11 protein-coding genes are annotated in these 16,071 nt (G+C 73.7%); 5 read left to right on the forward strand and 6 right to left on the reverse strand.

Features of this window, described 5'->3' with window-relative positions; genetic code table 11:
* Positions 1–348: 348 nt before the first annotated feature.
* Genes ACFYO8_RS15005 through ACFYO8_RS15015 form a run of 3 tightly spaced genes read right to left on the reverse strand, consistent with a single transcriptional unit; the run spans position 349 to position 5,186 of the window.
* Positions 349–2,814 (reverse strand): DUF3488 and transglutaminase-like domain-containing protein, encoded by a 2,466-nt coding sequence (locus ACFYO8_RS15005; RefSeq protein WP_354870124.1) that lies wholly within the window; start codon positions 2,812–2,814, stop codon positions 349–351.
* Between the two features lie 16 nt (positions 2,815–2,830).
* Positions 2,831–4,129 carry a DUF58 domain-containing protein gene (locus ACFYO8_RS15010; RefSeq protein WP_355094826.1) on the reverse strand — a complete coding sequence of 433 codons (1,299 nt, stop codon included), beginning with the start codon at positions 4,127–4,129 and terminating at the stop codon, positions 2,831–2,833.
* A gap of 1 nt (position 4,130) precedes the next feature.
* Positions 4,131–5,186, reverse strand: a complete 1,056-nt coding sequence (locus ACFYO8_RS15015; RefSeq protein ID WP_354870129.1) for a MoxR family ATPase — start codon at positions 5,184–5,186, stop codon at positions 4,131–4,133.
* A 396-nt stretch (positions 5,187–5,582) separates the two neighbouring features.
* Here ACFYO8_RS15015 and leuS point away from each other — a divergent pair, with 396 nt between their 5' ends.
* Positions 5,583–8,423: a leucine--tRNA ligase gene (leuS, locus tag ACFYO8_RS15020; protein WP_357707353.1), complete on the forward strand. Its 2,841-nt coding sequence runs from the start codon at positions 5,583–5,585 to the stop codon at positions 8,421–8,423.
* Between the two features lie 55 nt (positions 8,424–8,478).
* Here the strand turns inward: leuS and ACFYO8_RS15025 are convergent, their stop codons facing one another.
* From ACFYO8_RS15025 to ACFYO8_RS15035, 3 genes are read right to left on the reverse strand one after another with little or no spacing between them, the layout of a single operon-like run.
* Entirely contained in the window at positions 8,479–9,162 is a 684-nt protein-coding gene (locus ACFYO8_RS15025; protein WP_387188801.1) for a TVP38/TMEM64 family protein, read from the reverse strand.
* A 29-nt stretch (positions 9,163–9,191) separates the two neighbouring features.
* Positions 9,192–9,914 carry a glutamine amidotransferase gene (locus ACFYO8_RS15030; RefSeq protein WP_354870138.1) on the reverse strand — a complete coding sequence of 241 codons (723 nt, stop codon included), beginning with the start codon at positions 9,912–9,914 and terminating at the stop codon, positions 9,192–9,194.
* Complete coding sequence (locus ACFYO8_RS15035; protein ID WP_387257294.1) at positions 9,904–11,151, reverse strand: MurT ligase domain-containing protein; 1,248 nt, start codon at positions 11,149–11,151, stop codon at positions 9,904–9,906. The genes ACFYO8_RS15030 and ACFYO8_RS15035 overlap by 11 nt, the downstream gene beginning before the upstream one ends.
* A gap of 355 nt (positions 11,152–11,506) precedes the next feature.
* Here ACFYO8_RS15035 and mraZ point away from each other — a divergent pair, with 355 nt between their 5' ends.
* The 4 genes from mraZ (at position 11,507) to ACFYO8_RS15055 (ending at position 16,050) form a co-directional block, all read left to right on the forward strand.
* On the forward strand, positions 11,507–11,938 hold the full coding sequence (gene mraZ, locus ACFYO8_RS15040; protein WP_073831045.1) for a division/cell wall cluster transcriptional repressor MraZ: 432 nt from the start codon (positions 11,507–11,509) through the stop codon (positions 11,936–11,938).
* 204 nt (positions 11,939–12,142) lie between these two features.
* Complete coding sequence (gene rsmH, locus ACFYO8_RS15045) at positions 12,143–13,252, forward strand: 16S rRNA (cytosine(1402)-N(4))-methyltransferase RsmH (protein WP_354870310.1); 1,110 nt, start codon at positions 12,143–12,145, stop codon at positions 13,250–13,252.
* Positions 13,249–13,833, forward strand: coding sequence for a hypothetical protein (locus ACFYO8_RS15050; RefSeq protein ID WP_355094822.1), 585 nt, complete (start codon positions 13,249–13,251; stop codon positions 13,831–13,833). The genes rsmH and ACFYO8_RS15050 overlap by 4 nt, the downstream gene beginning before the upstream one ends.
* A 3-nt stretch (positions 13,834–13,836) precedes the next feature.
* Positions 13,837–16,050, forward strand: a complete 2,214-nt coding sequence (locus ACFYO8_RS15055; protein WP_357707356.1) for a penicillin-binding protein 2 — start codon at positions 13,837–13,839, stop codon at positions 16,048–16,050.
* Positions 16,051–16,071: the final 21 nt, after the last annotated feature.

Raw genomic sequence — 16,071 nt, forward strand, 5'->3', positions numbered from 1 at the left:
CTCAGGGGGGCGGGAGACCGGCGGCACTCATCGCAGGCGCCGCCGGGGCGACCTGCTGCCGGTCGCCGTGGCGCACGCGGCTGAGGGCGCTCTCTCGGCCATGCCCGCTCCCGGCCCGTTCGCGGGGGTGAGCCGTCCCGCCGGTCGGCGTGCGCCGCCGCGTCCCCCTCTGCACCTGTTGTGCCTGGGCCGCGCGCGCCAGAGCTGACGCTGCTGCTGGTTAGGCCCGCCATCGGGCTGCTTCCCGCTCGCCCTCCGGGGGCGGGCCGGATGTGGACACAAACTCCTTGACCACCGCTGTGACGCACGGGCGGGGCGGACGGGGGAGCGGGCGGGGAGAGGACGGGGTCAGCGGGCGGCGCGGCCGGCCAACAGGCGGCGAGGGCTCCAGCGCGTCAGGTGCTGCCGGACCTGGCCGCTCGTGGTCACCACCCTTGCCGACCATTCGGCCAGGCCGGTACGCCAGCGCAGCAGCACCGACGGGGGCAGCAGCGCCGCCATCAGCCGGGTACGGCGGTCCGCGCCGGCCGCCAGCGCGCCCCGCACCGTACGCAGCGCCGGCTGCAGGTCCGCGTCGGTCAACGGGTCGCGGGCGTACCGGGCTCGCTCCTCGGCGCGGCCGAGCAGGCGTACCCCGGTCGCGGCGTCTCCGCCTTCGGTGAGCGCCTCCCGGGCCAGCCGCTCGGCGGTCGCCCGCGGGGTCTCCGTGCGGTCCACCCGGACCTGGAAGTCGACGAGCGTGTCGAGCAACTCGTCCCAGGCGGCATGCGCGTCGGCGCGGGCCGCTTCGGCGTCCACGCCGACGGCCACCTCCCGCGTCTCGCCGCGCTGGCCCGGCACCGGCAGCGCGGTGGCCGCGGGCGTGGCCGTCCGGACGCGCCGGCGGCGCAGGGCGGAACGGCGCAGGGCCGGTACGGCGAGCAGCGCCAGCAACGCCAGCAGACCGCCGGCCAGCCACCACGGCCAGACCGGGCTCTCCTCGGCCGGGCCGCCCTGGTTCAGGGTCAGGCCCTGGTCGGTCTCCTTGTCCAGCCGGTCCGCCTCGTTCGGTCCGGCCGACGGGCCAGCCGCGTCGGGAGCGGCGGTGCTGCCGGCCGAGGGGGTGACCTCCTCGGGGGCGTCGATGTCCGGCGCCCAGGCCGAGCGGACCGAGCCGGCCACCGCTGCCGCCGGGGTGGCGTCGAACGGCACCCAGCCGATCCCGCCGAAGTAGACCTCGCTCCAGGCGTGCAGGTTCTGGTTGGTCAGCACGTAGGTGCCGCCGTCTGCCCTGCTGCCGTTCGTGAACCCGACCGCCACCCGGGCGGGGATGCCGGCGGCCCGGACCAGCCAGGCCATCGCCGCGGCGTACTGCTGGCAGTAGCCGACCTTGGTGGCGAGGAAGTCGGTGATGTCCTCCCCGCTGCTGCCGTTGCGGGTGGACAGCGAGTAGGTGAAGCCGTTCTCCACCGAGAAGTAGTCGTAGATCGCCCGGACCTTGTCGTAGTCGTTCGGCTTGCCCTTCACCAACTGCGCGACCAGTTCCTCGACGGCCGGGACCGACGGCCGCTCGGTCTGCTGCCGCATCACCGGGCTGTCCGAGGGAAGCGACGGGGCCGCGCGCAGCGCCGTGGGGCTGAACGTGGACCGGACGTAGTCGAACGAGTAGCTCTTGCCGCGGGCGTTGTCCCGGTTGGAGAAGACGACCTGCTGGTTCGGGTCGTACAGCCAGTTGCCGTTGAGGTCGTCGGTGTCGACCGGCTCGGCGTAGACCGGCAGCAACGGCATGTTGAGGTTCTTCGTCACCTCGACCGTGGCGCGGTAGCGCCGCTGCTCCACGCCGCGCGTGGCGCGTTCCCCCGGGTCGGGCAGCGGGCGGCTGATCGGCCGCCCGGTAGGCACGCGTGCCTGGAAGCCGCTCGGCCGCAGGTCGTCCACCACGCCCAGGCGCAGGTAGAACGGGGTCGTCTCGTCGGTGCTGACCTTGACCAGCTCGACTTCCTGACTCTGGTTGAGCTGGCCGCTGAGCGCCGCGAACAGGTCGACCCGGCCCGAGGTGCCGCCCTGGCCCGGCCGCCCGCTGCCGTCGCCGGGCCCGTTGCCGACGTTGTTCATCAGCCCGCCGGTCATCCCGGGCACGGCCAGCGGCAGCGCCACCGCCACGATCACGCCGACCACTGCGAGCCGTCGTCCCGCCGCGGCCAGCGGGGACGCCTCCCAGACGTCCACGTCGCGCCCCTCACCGGTGAACCGGCGGCCGAACCGGCGTACCCGGTCGACGTTGTCGGTGACCAGCAGCCAGAGGTAACCGGCGGCGCCGAGCACGAACGGGGTGGCCGGGACGCTGTCCACGTACACCGCGACCGGCACCGAGTAGATGGCGAGCATCGGCAGCCCGGCCAGCGCGGGCCGGCGCAACCCGACCGCGAGCACGTCCACCACCACGGCCACCGCGCCGATGCCGAGCACCGCGAGGAACAGCAGCGAGTCGACGTCCGGCACCTCCACGCCGTACGAGCGCATGTCCTGCAACGAGGACTGGAGCAGGTCGCCGAAGTGGGTGAACGTGGCCGGGGTCGGCACGAAGGCGAGCAGTTCGGTGCCGCCGGGGAAGACCCACGTCAGGCCCAGGGTCAGCCCGGCCAGCATGGCCAGCACCTGCCCCCACAGCGGGAACCGGCCCAGGCGGCTCAACGCGGCCGAGCCGGCCACCACGGCGACCACGATGGCGGCCTGGATCAGCCAGGTCCAGCGTTCGAAGATCGCCGACAGCGGGGCCGCCGCCAGCAGCGTCGCCGCCGCGGCGACGAACCCGATGTTGCGGTGCGGGGTCACAGGGGCATCCTTCCGGTCATCGTCGTCCGCCGGCCACCGTCTCGGCCATGGCCGCCCGCAGTGCGAAACCCTGCGAGCCCCGCCCGGCCTGCGGCCACACCATCGGCAGCCGGGTGCCGTGCTCCACCCCGATGACCCGCCAGCCGCTCTGCAGCAGCGCGAGCGCGGCGGCGCCGTGTGCCCGCTCCGCCTCGGCCCGGGCGTTCGGTGGCAGGTTGAGCCAGGTGTTGCTGTCCAGCAGGAACGCCACGCAGGTGGCGCCGTTGCCGCGCAGCCCGGCCAGCAGCTCCGCCTCGGCGGCGCCGAGCGTGCCGAGCAACGCGATGATCAGACCGCCGTCGGCCCGCTGCCGGACCTGCTGCACCAGCGTGGTGATCTCACCGCGCCGGTCCAGGTGCACGTCGGCGAGATGGTCGAGCAGCAGTCCCTCGCCGCCGGCCTCGGTGGCCCCGACGTCGGCGCCGTTGCCGGTGACCAGCCGCAGCTTGTAGCCGGCCTCCCGCAGGTGCACGGTGATGCTGGCCGCGGCCGAGACCGCCCACTCGAAGCTGGCCGTCGGGCCCTCGCCCCGGTGCCCGCCGGCACGGGTGTCGAGCACCACGGTGGCGCGGCTCTCCCACGGCTGCTCCTCGCGGCGCACCATCAGCTCACCGGTGCGGGCGGTGGACTTCCAGTGCACCCGGCGCAGGTCGTCGCCCCTCCGGTACTCCCGGGTGGCGGCGTCGTCCTCGCCGTGCACGGCCACCGAGCGGGCCCGGCTGTCGCCACTGCCCGCGTACTCACCGGGGAGTCGCACCGACGGCAGCGGGGTGACCTGCGGGATCACCGTGAGGTGGTCGGTGCTGGGGAACGACCGGGTCAGTTCACACAGCCCGAACGGGTCGGTCAGCCGGATCACCAGCGGCCCGACCTCGTAGCGGCCCCGCACGTCCGCCCGGACCGTGTACGCCACGGAGCTGGCCTGGTGCGCGCCGAGCCGTTCCAGCACCACCCGGGGCCGGCTGCCCAGCGCGTACGGCAGGCGGTCCTCCAGCAGCAGCGTGCCGGTGGGCAGCCGGGACAGGTTCTGCAACCGCAGCACCACCCGGGAGCTGGCCCCGACCGGCACCCGGTGCGGCTCCAGCGACCGGTTGCAGGCCAGCTTGTACCGGCTGCGTCCGACGTACGCGGCGGCCAGCAGGGGCAGCACGGCGAGCAGGACCGCCACCCGGAGCAGGTCCTTCTCGCCGAGGATGCCGGCGGAGATCGCGGCGGCCACCGCGGCCGCCAGGAACGAGCGGCCGCGGGTGGTCAGCCCACGCAGGCCGTCGCGCACGTCACGGCCTCCGCGGCTCGTACGGCCCGCGGCCGTTGTTGCCGCCGCCGGGCCGGGTGTCGTACGGCGAGCGCTGCCGGTCGTGCGGGAGCGTCAGGCGGTGCACCAGCTCGGAGACGATCGCGTCGGTGGTGCGCCGGGCCAGTTGCGCGTCGGCGGTGGGGATGATCCGGTGCGCCAGCACCGGCACCGCGAGGACCTGGAGGTCGTCCGGCAGGACGTAGTCGCGGCCCTCCAGGGCGGCCACCGCGCGGGCGGTGCGCAGCAACTGGAGCGTGGCGCGCGGGGACGCGCCCAGGCGCAGGTCGGGCGCCTCCCGGGTGGCGGTGACCAGGTCGATCGCGTACTGCTTGACGGCGTCGGCGACGTGCACCTGCCGGACGTGGCCGATCAGCCGGCGGACGGTGGCCGCGTCGGAGACCGGCCGCAGCCCCGGCAGCGGGTCGGTGGCGGCGTGCCCGTCGAGCATCGCCAGCTCGGCCCGCGGGTCCGGGTAGCCCATGGCGATCCGGGCGGTGAACCGGTCCCGCTGCGCCTCGGGCAGCGGGTAGGTCCCCTCCATCTCGATCGGGTTCTGCGTCGCGATCACCATGAACGGCGTCTGCAACTGGTAGGTGACCCCGTCGACTGTGACCTGCCGCTCCTCCATGCACTCCAGCAGCGCCGACTGGGTCTTCGGGGAGGCCCGGTTGATCTCGTCGCCGACGACCAGGTTGGCGAAGACCGCGCCGGGGCGGAACTCGAAGTCGTGCGTCTCCTGGTTGTAGACGCTGACGCCGGTGACGTCGCTGGGAAGCAGGTCGGGGGTGAACTGGATCCGCCGGACCGAGCAGTCGATGGACCGGGCCATCGCCTTGGCGAGCTTGGTCTTGCCGACGCCGGGCACGTCCTCGATGAGCAGGTGACCCTCGGCCAGCAGCACCGCCAGGGCGAGCCGGACGGTGGCGGTCTTGCCCTCGATGACCTGCTCGATGTTGGCCACGATGGCCTCGCTGGCGGCGCGGAACTCGTCGTGCGGCAGCAGACCGCCCACCTCGTCCCAGGTCTGTTGTGTCACGGGCCTCCTCCTCGTCGCCTGGACGGCAGCTCTTTATAGAGCACCTGGACCCGCCGTTGGGTTCGCGACGCCGAGCCTCGTCTGCCGCAGTAATCTCACTGGCCTCTCAGGCTAACCATGTTTGTCGTTATCGCCGACTCCCGCAGGTGGTCGGTCGGTTACGCCCGGAATATTCGCCAGACCGGGGGACCGGACGACCGGCCGGAACGGGCGCGCCGACGCCGAGGGGGGCGAGGTACACTGCGTGCATGGCCGGGTTCTTCCTGCTTCTTACCGAGCCGTGTTGATGCGCTGAAAACGCGCGACAGCACGGCCGCCCCTCCTGCGCGAGGGGCTTTTTTGTGCCCGCAGCAGACCGCCCACATATTTCGTATCGATCCGCGCCGAGGAGACGCCATGAGTGAGGCAGCCGCACCGGCGACCGACATCCCCCCGTTCCGGTACACCGCCGCCCTGGCCGACGAGATCGAGCACCGCTGGCAGGACACCTGGGAGCGGGACGGCACCTTCCACGCGCCGAACCCGACCGGGCCGCTGGCCGACCCGGGTCACCCGCGCGCCGACGCCGAGAAGCTGTACGTGCTGGACATGTTCCCGTACCCGTCCGGCGCGGGCCTGCACGTCGGGCACCCGCTGGGCTACATCGGCACCGACTGCTACGCCCGCTACCAGCGGATGGCCGGGCGCAACGTGCTGCACGCGATGGGCTTCGACGCGTTCGGCCTGCCCGCCGAGCAGTACGCGGTGCAGACCGGCACCCACCCCCGGACCACCACGGTGGCCAACGTCGAGCGGTACCGGGAGCAGCTGCGCCGGCTGGGCCTGGGCCACGACGAGCGGCGCTCGGTGGCGACCATCGACACCGACTTCTACCGCTGGACCCAGTGGATCTTCCTGCAGGTCTTCAACTCCTGGTACGACGCCGAGGCCAGGAAGGCCCGCCCGATCGCCGAGCTGATCGCCGAGTTCGAGGGCGGCACCCGTGCCACCCCCGACGGGCGTCAGTGGGCCGAGCTGACAGTGGGGGAGCGGCGGCGGATCGTCGACGACCACCGCCTGGCGTACGTCTCGGAGGCGCCGGTGAACTGGTGCCCGGGGCTGGGCACCGTGCTGGCGAACGAGGAGGTCACCGCCGACGGCCGCTCCGAGCGCGGCAACTTCCCGGTCTTCAAGCGCAATCTGAAGCAGTGGATGATGCGGATCACCGCGTACGGGGACCGGCTGCTGGAGGACCTGGACACACTGGACTGGCCCGAGCCGATCAAGCTGCAGCAGCGCAACTGGATCGGCCGGTCGACCGGCGCGCACATCGACTTCCCGACCGGCGCGGCCCCGGTGCGGGTGTTCACGACCCGGCCGGACACCGTCTTCGGCGCCACCTACATGGTGCTGGCGCCCGAGCACGAGCTGGTCGACGTGCTGACGCCGGCCGCCTGGCCGGAGGGCACCCGGGACGCCTGGACCGGTGGGCACGCCGGCCCGCGCGAGGCCGTCGAGGCGTACCGGAAGGCCGCCGCGGCCAAGACGGACGTGGAGCGGCAGGCGGACAGCAAGGAGAAGACCGGCGTCTTCGTCGGCGCCTACGCCATCAACCCGGCGACCGGTGGGCAGATCCCGATCTTCATCGCCGACTACGTGCTGGCCGGGTACGGCACCGGCGCGATCATGGCAGTGCCCGCCCAGGACGAGCGGGACTGGGACTTCGCCGAGGTCTTCGAGCTGCCGATCGTGCGGACCGTGCAGCCGCCGGAGGGCTTCGACGGCAAGGCGTACACCGGGGACGGCCCGGCCGTCAACAGCGCCGCGCCGGAGCGCGGCATCGACCTGGACGGCCTGGGCGTGGCCGACGCCAAGGCGCGCATCATCGGGTGGCTGGAGGCGAACGGGCACGGGGCCGGCGCGGTCACCTGGCGGCTGCGCGACTGGCTGTTCTCCCGGCAGCGCTACTGGGGCGAGCCGTTCCCGATCGTGTACGACTCCACCGGCGCGCCGATCGCGCTGCCCGAGTCGATGCTGCCGGTCGAGCTGCCCGAGGTGGAGGACTTCTCGCCGAAGACGTTCGACCCGGAGGACGCCGGCAGCAACCCGGAGACCCCGCTGTCGCGGCGGCGCGACTGGGTGGAGGTGGAGCTGGACCTGGGTGACGGGCCCAAGCGCTACACCCGGGAGACCAACGTGATGCCGCAGTGGGCCGGCTCCTGCTGGTACGAGCTGCGTTACCTGGACCCGACCAACTCGCAACGCTTCGCCGACCCGGAGAACGAGGCGTACTGGATGGGGCCGCGCGGCGCGGGCGACTGCGGGGGCACCGACCTGTACGTCGGCGGCGCCGAGCACGCCGTGCTGCACCTGCTGTACGCCCGGTTCTGGCACAAGGTGCTGTACGACCTGGGCCACGTCTCGTCGTTCGAGCCGTTCCGCCGGCTGTTCAACCAGGGCATGATCCAGGCGTACGCGTTCGTCGACCCGCGCGGCGCCTACGTGCCCGCCGAGGAGGTCGTCGAGGTCGACGGCCGCTGGTTCCACGGCGAGACCGAGGTCCGGCGCGAGTACGGCAAGATGGGCAAGTCGCTGAAGAACGTGGTCACCCCGGACGACATGTGTGCGGCGTACGGGGCGGACACGTTCCGGGTGTACGAGATGTCGATGGGCCCGCTGGAGGTGTCCCGCCCGTGGGAGACCCGGGCGGTGGTCGGCTCGTACCGCTTCCTGCAGCGCGTCTGGCGCACCGTCGTCGACGAGCAGACCGGTGAGCTGCGGGTCACCGACGAGCCGGCCGACGACGCGACCCGGCGGCTGCTGCACAAGGCGATCGACGGGGTCCGCGCCGACATGGACGGGATCCGGTTCAACACCGCCATCGCCAAGCTGATCGAGCTGACGAACGGCCTGACCCGGCTGGCGCGTACCCCGCGTGAGGTGGCCGAGCCGCTGGTGCTGATGGTCGCGCCGTTCGCCCCGCACATGGCCGAGGAGCTGTGGCACAAGCTGGGCCACGAGGACTCGCTGGCGTACGCGGACTTCCCGGTCGCCGACCCGGCCCTGCTGGTGGCCGAGTCGGTCACGTACCCGGTGCAGGTCAACGGCAAGGTCCGCGGCCGGGTCGAGGTGCCGGCCGACGCGACCGAGGAGACCGTGCGCGCGGCGGCGCTGGAGGCGGTGGCCGGCGCGCTGGCCGGCAAGGAGCCGCGCAAGGTGATCGTGGTGAAGGGGCGGATGGTCTCCGTCGTCGCCTGAGACCGCGGCGTGGGCGTGCCGATCCGGGTGCGCCCCCGCCGGGTCGCCGGCCGGCTCAGCCCTGGTCGAGGCGGCGGCGCCGTTCCGCCCGCCACCAGCGGTGGATGAGCAGCGCGCTGGCGATCAGGCCGAGGCTGGCCGGCGCGGCCGCGTACCAGTTGATCGAACCGGGACTGGTGGCGGCCGCGCCGATCGCCGCGTAGCCGATCGCGGTCGGGGCGGAGGCGATCACGCTGCCGGCCAGGAACGGCAGCACCCGGGCGGCGGTGGTGCCGTAGCCGTAGCTGACCAGACCGAACCCGGCGATCGGCAGCAGCCGCACGGTGACCACGCCGACGACGCTCTGCCGGGCGAACCAGCCGTCGAGGCGGGCCAGCCGGCCGCGTACCCGCTCGGCGACGAAGTCGCGCCCGAGCACCCGGCCGACAGTGAAGCCGATGGCCGCCGCGAGCAGCGCCGCGCCGAGCGCGTACGCGGCGCCCTGCACCGGGCCGAAGATCGCGCCCGCGGCGAGCGTGACGAACGTCCGCGGCACCAGCGCCACCAGCAGCAGCGCACCGCCGATCACCGCCGCGGGCGGGCCGTAGCCGCCGAGCGAGTCGGCGAGCCGGGGCAGGGCGGCCGGATCCGGCCGGGGCGCCAGCAGCAGCGTCACGCCGAACCCGGCGAGCAGCAGCAGAAGCAGCCCGAACCGGCGCGCCGAGGGCTGCCGCAGCAACCCGGCGAGCCTGCGGGCCACCGGTCGCCGCCCCGGCCGGGCGGCGTCGGTCACGGCCTCGGTGCGGCGGCCACCGCTGCGCGGCGCTCGGAGCGGAGCCGGTCGGCCCAGGTGTCGTCGAGCGGGGGGAGCTGGTGGATGCCGGTCGCCCAGCGCAGCAGCAGGTCGGCCAGGTCCGGGTTGCGGGCCAGCGCCGGGCCGTGCGAGTAGGTGCCGAGCAGCTTGCCCCGCCACGCGCCCTCGGTGGCCCCGTCGTTGCCGACCCCGGCGGTGACCCGGGCCAGCGGGGACACGCCCGGGCCGAGGTGGGTGCGGCCGCCGTGGTTCTCGAAGCCGGACAGGTGCGGGATGCCCAGCCGCGGGTCGACCTCGCCGGCCAGCTCGCCCACCGCGCGGGTGGGGCCCCGGTCGGAGGAGAGGTCGAGCAGTTCCAGCCCGGTGCATCGGGTGCCCTTGGCGAAGAAGGAGGTGCCGAGAAGCTGGTAGCCGGCGCAGACGCCGAACACCACCGAACCCTGGGCCACCGCCCGGTGCAGGCCGCCGTCGGCGATCAGGCGCTGGGCGCCGAGCGCCTGCGGGCCGTCCTCGCCGCCGCCGATCAGGTAGATGTCGGCGGTGGCGGGCAGCCGCTGGTCGGAGCGGACCTCGAGCACCTCGACCGGCATGCCGCGCAGCTGGGCCCGGCGGGCCAGGATCAGCATGTTGCCCCGGTCGCCGTAGGTGGACAGCAGGTCGGGATAGATCCAGACGATGCGCAGGCTCTCAGTTGACACGGTCCAGCTCCGCTCGGATGTCCTGGAAGGCGGTGTAGTTGGCGATGACCTCCAGCCGGCCCGGCGGCACCGCGCGGACCGCCTCGTCGAAGCTGCGTACGTGCTGGAACGGCACGCCGTTCACCTCCAGCCGCACCGCCAGGTCGTACGCCCGGTCGCCGGTGATCAGCACCTGTCGGCCGATCAGTGGGGAGAAGTCCACGTCGAACAGCCAGGAGGTGTCCAGCCCGTCGGGGTCGCGGGCGTTTATGGACAGCAGTGTCGGCGCGACGTCGGCCATGTCGAACGCCTCCAGCCAGCTCGCCGGGTTCTTCGCCAGCAGCAGCCGGATGTTGCGCCCGTCGCGGTCCACCTGGGCGTAGCGGCCGGCCACCGAGGTGACGCTGCCGAGCCGGGAGACCGCGTCCACCGGGCGTACGCCGAACTCGGCGGCGACGGCCAGGGCGGTGGCCGCGTTGCCCAGGTTGACCTTGCCGGGGAGCTGGAGCTGGATCTTGTGCCAGGCCCCTGTGGGGTCGAGCACGCCGTCGTCCTCGACCGTCCAGTTCGGCTCGGGACGGCGCAGCGGGCAGCCGGTGCACCACCACTGCTCGCCGGAACGCTGGATGGTGGAGCCGCACTCGGGGCAGACCCAGGAGTCGTCGTGCCAGCGCTGCCCGGCGCTGAACCAGGTGACGTGCGGCGGCACGTGGCCCTGGGCCGGGTCGGCCGGCGGGCAGGCGGCCCACACCACCATCGGGTCGTCGGCGTTGGCGACCACCCGTACCCGCGGGTGCCGGACCAGGGCGGCGCGCCAGAGCTGCGCCATCATGGCGACCTCCTTGGCGCGGTCGAGCTGGTCGCGCGAGAGGTTGAGCAGCGCCACCACGTGCGGCTCGGTCGCCGCCAGCACCTGGGCGAGGTAGTGCTCGTCCACCTCCAGCACCGCGTACGGCGTGCTGCCGGCCTTGGCCAGCGCCGAGGTGTGGCCGGTGGGCATGTTCGCGCCGAAGGAGTTGGTGGCGACCCGGCCGAGCACGCCGACCGCGGCGGTGGTGAGCCGGGTCGTGGTGGTCTTGCCGTTGGTGCCGGACACCAGGGCGATCGCGCGCCCGGCCGAGAGGTGGGCGAGCAGGTCCGGGTCGATCTTGAGGCCGATCCAGCCGCCGATCACCGAGCCGTCGCCACGGCCCGCGGCCCGCGACAGCGCCGCGGCGGTGCGCGACACAGAGCTGGCCACCTTCGCCCGCAAGGGCATCTTCGCGTCCGTCACCCGAGCGAGGTTACCGGACCGCCACCTCCACCAGATCGCCGCCGACGGCGAACCGTTCGGCCGGGGACGGCGCGGCGGACGGCCGGAGCGCGTGGGGCCGGACGGCGGCGGTCGATGTCGGGTAGCGGACGGTGCGGCGGGCGCCCTGCCCCCTCCACTCCGCCCCACCCGGGTTGACGTGCGGTTTTGCGCGCGGAAACGCCACGCCGCGCGGGCGATTCTGGTTGCAGGTGGAGGGAAGTGGAGTAGAGTGGGGCGCGATGGTGAGGCCGGGAGGGCCGCACCGGCCCGGGGGGTCAGCGGCGCCGCGAACGCCGCTCAGGGCGAGGGGGTTGGGCCGATGTTCCTCGGCACCCACACTCCGCGCCTGGACGACAAAGGCCGGTTGATCCTTCCGGCGAAGTTCCGGGATGAGCTGGCGGGGGGTGTCGTGATCACCAAAGGGCAGGAGCGCTGCCTCTACGTCTTCCCGATGCCCGAGTTCCAGCGCATCGCCGACCAGTTGCGCGCGCAGCCGATGACGAGCAAGGCGGCCCGGGCCTACAGCCGGGTCTTCTTCGCCAGCGCGCACGACGAGGTGCCGGACAAGCAGGGGCGGGTCACGATTCCCGGCCACCTGCGGTCGTACGCGGCACTGGACCGGGATCTGGTCGTGATCGGAGCGAGCACCCGGGTGGAGATCTGGGACAGGGCGGCCTGGGAGGCCTACCTCGCGGAGAGCGAAGACGACTTCGCCGACATCGAGGAGGGGGTGCTGCCCGGCGGTCTGTAGGGCGTGACGGCGCCCGACGTACTGCGAGATCTCCAGCCGCTTTCGAGTTCCTGGCACCCCTTCCCCGGTGCCAGGCGCACGATCCGACACGGAGGGCCTCGGCCTCCGGCGGGCGGGAGCGGATGGGGATCTGGCGGTATGGCGAGGCGTCGTGGCGACGACGGACACGTGACCGAACGGCTGGCGAACGGGGTGGGGGTCGACATGGGGGAGCTACGCGGCACGCACGTGCCGGTGCTGCTCGAGCGGTGCCTCGAGCTGCTGGCCCCCGCACTGGGCCGGCCCGGTCGCACCGTGCACGTCGACGCCACGCTCGGCCTGGCCGGACACGCCGAGGCGGTGCTCACGGCGCACCCGGACACGGTGCTGATCGGCCTGGACCGGGACACCGAGGCGCTGGCCCACGCGCGGGTCCGCCTGGCCCGGTTCGCCGACCGGATCCACCTGGAGCACGCCGTCTACGACGAGCTGCCCGAGGTGCTCGACCGGCTCGGTTACCCGGCGATCGACGGGGTGCTGTTCGACCTCGGCGTCTCGTCCCTGCAACTCGACGCGCCCGACCGCGGGTTCGCGTACGCGCAGGACGCGCCGCTGGACATGCGGATGGACCAGACCCGGGGGGTGACCGCCGAGGAGGTGGTCAACACCTACTCCCACCCGGACCTGGCCCGCCTGCTGCGGGTGTACGGCGAGGAGAAGTTCGCCGGAAAGATCGCCTCGGCGATCATCCGGGAGCGGGAGCGGACCCGGATCACGTCCTCGGCCCGGCTGGCCGAGCTGGTCCGCGACGCCATTCCGGCCCCGGCCCGACGAACCGGTGGACACCCGGCGAAGAGAACGTTTCAGGCTTTACGGATCGAGGTAAACAGAGAGCTGGCAGCGCTGGAGACGGCGCTGCCGGCTGCTCTGGACAAGCTCACAGTGGGCGGCCGCATGGTGGTCCTGTCCTACCACTCGCTGGAGGACCGGCTCACCAAGCAGGCGCTCGCCGACCGGGTCCGCAGTAAGGGCCCGATCGACCTCCCGGTCGAGCTGCCCGGGTCGGGCCCGACGTTCCGGCTGTTGAGCCGGGGCGCCGAGCTGCCCGGGGAGACGGAGGTGGCCGCGAACCCGCGTGCCGCCTCGGTGCGGCTGCGAGCAGCGGAACGCCTCGACCCGGAGGCGGCCCGGCAGGGGCGTACCGACCGCGAACGGTACCGCCGCCGGGCGAAGGCGATGCACCAACCGGGGACGGGGTCACCGGGGTCCGGCGAGGACCCGCGGTCGGCCCCGGGAGACGCGAACGGGACGGACGAGGAGGGGGAGGGGACATGAACGTCGAGAAGCGCGACGGCCGGGGAGCCGTCGGGCAGCGCGCACCGCGGTCGGGGGGCCGGACCGCGGCGCAGCGCACCACGCGAGACACGACGGCGGCCGGCGGCCGGGAGGACACTCGCGCCCGGGGGGCGGCGCGCGAGTTCCCGACCCAGGGCAACGCCGCCCTGCGGCCGGCCGAGCGTACCCGGGTCACCGGCACGCCGGCGCCGCGCCTGCGGGTCGCCCCGCCGGCGCCGATCCGGGTTCCCCGGGCGCCCTTCGTCGCGTTGATCCTGGTGCTCGTGGTCGGCGGGGTGCTGGGCATCCTGGCCGTCAACACCAAGATCAACGAGAACGCCTTCAAGCTGGAGAAGCTCCAGCAGCAGCAGAACAAGCTCAACGTCGACGAGCAGGAGCTGAAGAAGGAGATCGCCGAGCAGAAGGCGCCCGGCAACCTGACCGCGAACGCCCGCAAGCTGGGCCTGGTCGAGTCCGAGGACCCGGCGTACATCCGGCTGCCGGACGGGCAGACCATCGGGGTGCCGCACCCCGCGCAGGGCGCCCCGTCGGTCACCAGCCAGCAGGGCAACGGAGGCTGAGCGATGCCGCCGAGATCGGAGGATCCGCGCCGGGACGCCACTGGCTCCCGGCGCGGATCGTCGCGGGGGTCGGAGCCGCGCGAGCCGGGCCTCGGCGGGATCTCCGACGCCCGCGCGTACACCCCGCGCGGGCGGACCGTGCGTGAGGGCGGTGGCGCCGAGCAACGGCGTACCCCCCGGAGCAACCGGTCCGGCGACCCGTTCCGACCCGCGTTGCAGGTGCTCGACGGCGGCCGGGCCGGGCGGGCCGGCACACGCGAGCCCGCCACCGACGGCGCCCGGTCCGGCCGCCGGTCCACCGCCGCGGGCAGCCGGGCCGGCGTGGTGCGGACTGTCTCGTCCCGGCCGGTGCGGGAACCGTTCGACGACGAGGACGACGCACCGCCGCCGCGCCGCCGGTCCCAGCCGCGCCGCCCGGCCGCCCAGCCCCGCCGCCCGGTCCGCAAGCCGCGCCGGCCGCCGCGGCTGGGCGACCCGCGCCGGCGCCTGCGGCTCGGCACCCTGCTGGCGCTGACGCTGTTCGCCAGCATCGGCGTGCGCCTGGTCTACCTCCAGACCGTGGACACCCCGGCATACGCCGACGGCGGCCTGCCCAACCGGCTCGCCGTGGTCGAGCTGCCCGCCGCGCGCGGGGCGATCCTCGACCGCAGCGGCGAGCCGCTGGCGCACAGCGTCGAGGCCCGGTACGTGTTCGCCGACCCGACCCGGGTCAAGGACCGGTTCGCCGCCGCGCGCCTGCTCTCCCCGCTGCTCGGGATGCCCGCCTCCGACCTGGCCGAGAAGATGCGCAAGCGCACCCTGCCCGGCACCGACACCCCGTTGCAGTTCGTCTACCTGGCCCGTGGCGTCGAGATCGGCACCGCCAAGCGGATCATGGCGCTCGAACTGGCCGGCATCAACGTGCACCGCGACGAGCGTCGTGAGGTGCCCGGCGGCGACCTGGCCGCCAACCTGATCGGCTTCGTCAGCCAGGACATGAACGGCCTGGAGGGCTTGGAGGCCAAGTACGACGACGTGCTGCGCGGGCAGGCGGGTAAGCGGACCTACGAGGTGGGCCTCGGAGACCTGGCCGCACCCATCCCGGGCGGCTACAGCCGCACCACCCAGCCGCAACCGGGCAGCTCGCTGAAGCTCACCGTCGACCGGGACCTGCAGTTCATGACGCAGCGGATCCTGGCCCGGCAGACGGCGAAGGTGAAGGGCAGCGTCGGCGCGGCGGTGATCATCGAGGTGCCGAGCGGTGAGGTGCTGGCGCAGGCCAGCCAGCCCACGTACGACGCGGCCAACCCCACGAAGGTCGGCTCGCCGGCCGACCGGGACGACGCGGCCACCACCTTCGTGGTCGACCCCGGCTCGATCCACAAGGCGATCACGTACGGCGCGGCGCTCCAGGAGGGCGTGATCACGCCGGACACCTCGTTCCCGGTGGCGAACACGATCGTGCGGGGCGGCATCACCTTCCGCGACACCCACCCGGTGGGCGGCCGCACCATGAGCATCCCCGGCATGCTCGCCTACTCGTCGAACGTCGGCACCATCGAGGTCGCCGAGAAACTGGGCAAGGAGCGGCTGTTCGACTACCAGAAGCGGTTCGGGCTGGGCCAGGCGACGGGCGAGGGCATGCCCGGTGAGGCGCCCGGCCGGCTGCTGCCGCCGGACCAGTGGAGCGGCTCGGCGTACGGGTCGGTGCCGATCGGGCACAGCGTGGACGCCACGCCGCTGCAGATGGCCGCCGCGTACGCCGCCATCGCCAACAACGGCACGTACGTGCAGCCGCACCTGGTCAAGGAGACCATCGGCGCGGACGGCGCGCGCAGCCCCGCCGCGGCGCCCACCACCCGTTCGGTGCTCAGCCCGGCCAACGCGGCGGCGCTGCGCCAGATGATGGAGGCGGTCACCACGGTCGACGGCCCGGAAGGCCCGGCGACCGGGCTGGCCGCGGCGGTGCCCGGCTACCGGGTGGCCGGCAAGACCGGCACCGGGCTGCGCTACGACGGCGGCAAGCTCCAGCCCGGCGAGGTCGGCTCGTTCATCGGCATGGCCCCGGCGGAGAACCCCCGGTACGTGGTGGCGGTCTTCGTGTGGAGCCCCGGCGGCGGTGGCGGCGCGGTCGCCGCGCCCGCGTTCCGGGAGATGATGGGCTTCACTCTCCGCCACTACCGGGTGCCGCCGTCGCTCACGAACAAGTCCCCGAAGTTCGAGGTCTTTCCGCGCTGAGCGGGGACGGCGGGACATCAT

This window comes from Micromonospora sp. NPDC005257 (assembly GCF_042872445.1).
GTDB lineage: Bacteria > Actinomycetota > Actinomycetes > Mycobacteriales > Micromonosporaceae > Micromonospora.

Bases quoted from the DNA above. Each gene is read 5' to 3' on its own strand.
- leuS (WP_357707353.1), top strand. From the start codon at position 5,583: ATGAGTGAGGCAGCCGCACCGGCGACCGACATCCCCCCGTTCCGGTAC.
- ACFYO8_RS15035 (WP_387257294.1), bottom strand. From the start codon at position 11,151: ATGCCCTTGCGGGCGAAGGTGGCCAGCTCTGTGTCGCGCACCGCCGCG.
- mraZ (WP_073831045.1), top strand. From the start codon at position 11,507: ATGTTCCTCGGCACCCACACTCCGCGCCTGGACGACAAAGGCCGGTTG.
- rsmH (WP_354870310.1), top strand. From the start codon at position 12,143: ATGGGGGAGCTACGCGGCACGCACGTGCCGGTGCTGCTCGAGCGGTGC.
- ACFYO8_RS15050 (WP_355094822.1), top strand. From the start codon at position 13,249: ATGAACGTCGAGAAGCGCGACGGCCGGGGAGCCGTCGGGCAGCGCGCA.
- ACFYO8_RS15055 (WP_357707356.1), top strand. From the start codon at position 13,837: ATGCCGCCGAGATCGGAGGATCCGCGCCGGGACGCCACTGGCTCCCGG.